Source organism: Sphingomonas sanguinis (genome assembly GCF_001476905.1).
Lineage (GTDB): Bacteria > Pseudomonadota > Alphaproteobacteria > Sphingomonadales > Sphingomonadaceae > Sphingomonas > Sphingomonas sanguinis_B.
In genome coordinates this window covers 1-2270 of sequence record NZ_LDTE01000204.1, presented here as the reverse complement: position 1 = coordinate 2270, position 2270 = coordinate 1, and the positions used below count along the sequence as shown (strand labels likewise).

Sequence of the window (2270 nt, the reverse complement as noted above, 5' to 3'; positions counted from 1 at the left end):
CCCTGCAAGGGGAGGAATAGATTTTGCGAGGAATGCGCGGCCCGCCCTCAGACCCGCTCCACCAAACTCACCACATCCGCCGCGCGCAGGGCGGCGATCAGGCGCATCAGATGTTGCAGGTCATGCACCTCGACGTCGATCAGGTTGGTGTGGAAGCGCGTGTCGCGCGTATCGAGCCGAACGTTGATGATGTTGGCCTTATGCTGGCCGATGATCGTCGCCAGGATGCCCAGCGCGCCGGGTTCGTTCTTGACCATGACCGAGATACGCGCGGTCGCGCCCTCGCTGTCGTCGTCCCAGGACACGTCTACCCAATCGGTTTCCTCGTCGGTGCGGTCGGCCAGTTCGGCGAGTACCGGGCACTGGATGGCGTGGACCTCGATCCCCGCATCGGGACGGCGGAGACCCACGATGCGGTCGCCGGGCACCGGGTGGCAGCATTGCGCCAGGTCATAGGCGACGCCGGGCGTCAGTCCCTTGATCGAGATGGCGCTCGACTGCGGCGGCAGCGCGGCGACGTCCGCGCCCGCAGAGCCCGGCATCAGCGCTTCCATCACGGCGGCGTCGGACAAGGTGCGCCTGGCGATCGCGATCATCAGATGCGCTTCGTCGGGCATCTTCAGCCGCTGCAACGCATGGGTCAGCGCATCCGCGCCGATCTGGGCGGGCAGGCGGCGGACGATATCCTCGTAGAGCTTGGTGCCCAGCGTCACCTGCTCGGCGCGCTCGGCGTGGCGCAGGTGGCGGCGGATCGCGGCCAGCGCCTTGCCGGTGATCGCTAGGTTCAGCCAGTTGGCCTGAGGCGTCTGTCCGGCCGAGCGCAATATCTGCACTTGGTCGCCGTTCGAGATGACGGTCGACAAAGGCACCACCCGCCCGTTCAGCTTCGCGCCCACCGCCTGATCGCCCAGGTCGGTATGGACGGCATAGGCGAAGTCGATCGGCGTCGCGCCCTTTGGCAGCTGAATCAGTTCGCCCTTCGGCGTGAAGGCGAAGATGCGATCCTGATACATCGCCATCTTCGTATGCTCGATCAGCTCTTCGGGGCTGTCCGAGGTGTCGAGGATTTCGACCAGGTCGCGAATCCAGCTGACCTGCGCGTCGTGGCGCGTCGCCTGCTTGTAGGTCCAGTGCGCGGCTAGGCCGAAATCGGCCTCGGCGTGCATTTCGGGGGTGCGAATCTGGATTTCGATGCGCGCATTGTCGGCATGGATGACGCTGGTGTGGAGCGAGCGATAGCCGTTGCGCTTGGGCGTCGAGATATAGTCCTTGAACCGCCCCGGCACCATCGGCCAGCGGCGATGGATCAGTCCCAGTGCGCGGTAGCAATCCTCTTCGGTCGGCACGATCGCGCGGAAGGCCATGACGTCGGACAGCTGCTCGAAGCTGATGTGCCGCTCGTTCATCTTGCGGAAGATCGAGAAGGCGGACTTTTCGCGCCCCGTCACGTCCGCCTCGACGCCGCCGCGCGACATCAGCAGCTTCAGGCCCGACGCGATCTTGGAAATCCGGTCGCCGCCGCCTTCCTTCATCTGCGCCAGGCGCAGGGAGATGGACTCATAGGCTTCGGGTTCGAGCTGCTGGAAGGAGAGCATCTGCATCTCCTTCATGAACTCGTACATGCCGATCCGCTCGGCGAGCGGGGCATAGATGTCCATCGTCTCCTTCGCGATGCGGCGGCGTTTCTCCGGCTTCGCGATGTGGTGGAGCGTGCGCATATTGTGGAGGCGATCGGCCAGCTTCACCAGCAGGACGCGGATATCGTCCGACATGGCGAGCAGGAACTTGCGCAGGTTTTCGGCGGCGCGTTCGTTCTCGGTCTGCGCTTCGATCTTGGACAGCTTGGTGACGCCGTCGACCAGCCGCGCGACATTGGGACCGAACAGCCGCTCGATCTCGTCATAGGTGGCGACCGTGTCCTCGATCGTGTCGTGCAGGATGGCGGTGGCGATCGTCTCGTCATCCAGATGCAGGTCGGTCAGGATGCCGGCCACCTCGATCGGATGGCTGAAATAGGGATCGCCCGAGGCACGCTTCTGGCTGCCATGCGCCTTCATCGAGAAGACATAGGCGCGGTTCAGCAGCGCCTCATCGGCCTGGGGGTCGTAGTCGAGCACGCGGTCGACGAGTTCATACTGGCGGAGCACGGGATCAGGTTTGCTTGGGGGCGTTGGGCATTGCAACATTTTTGATGCGATCAGGGTGATCGGGTGGGCTTCTTAAGCCCTTTCTTCTTCAAGCCCCTCTCCCGGCAGGGGGAGGGGTTGGGG

The 2270-nt window shown here is 64.3% G+C and carries 1 protein-coding gene; it reads right to left on the bottom strand.

All coding sequences use genetic code 11. The features are described from left to right. Window positions 1-47: 47 nt before the first annotated feature. The gene (locus SB4_RS18590) at window positions 48-2147 is read right to left on the bottom strand and encodes a RelA/SpoT family protein (protein ID WP_058753734.1); all 2100 of its coding nucleotides are present in this window, start codon (window positions 2145-2147) and stop codon (window positions 48-50) included. Window positions 2148-2270 lie beyond the last annotated feature (123 nt).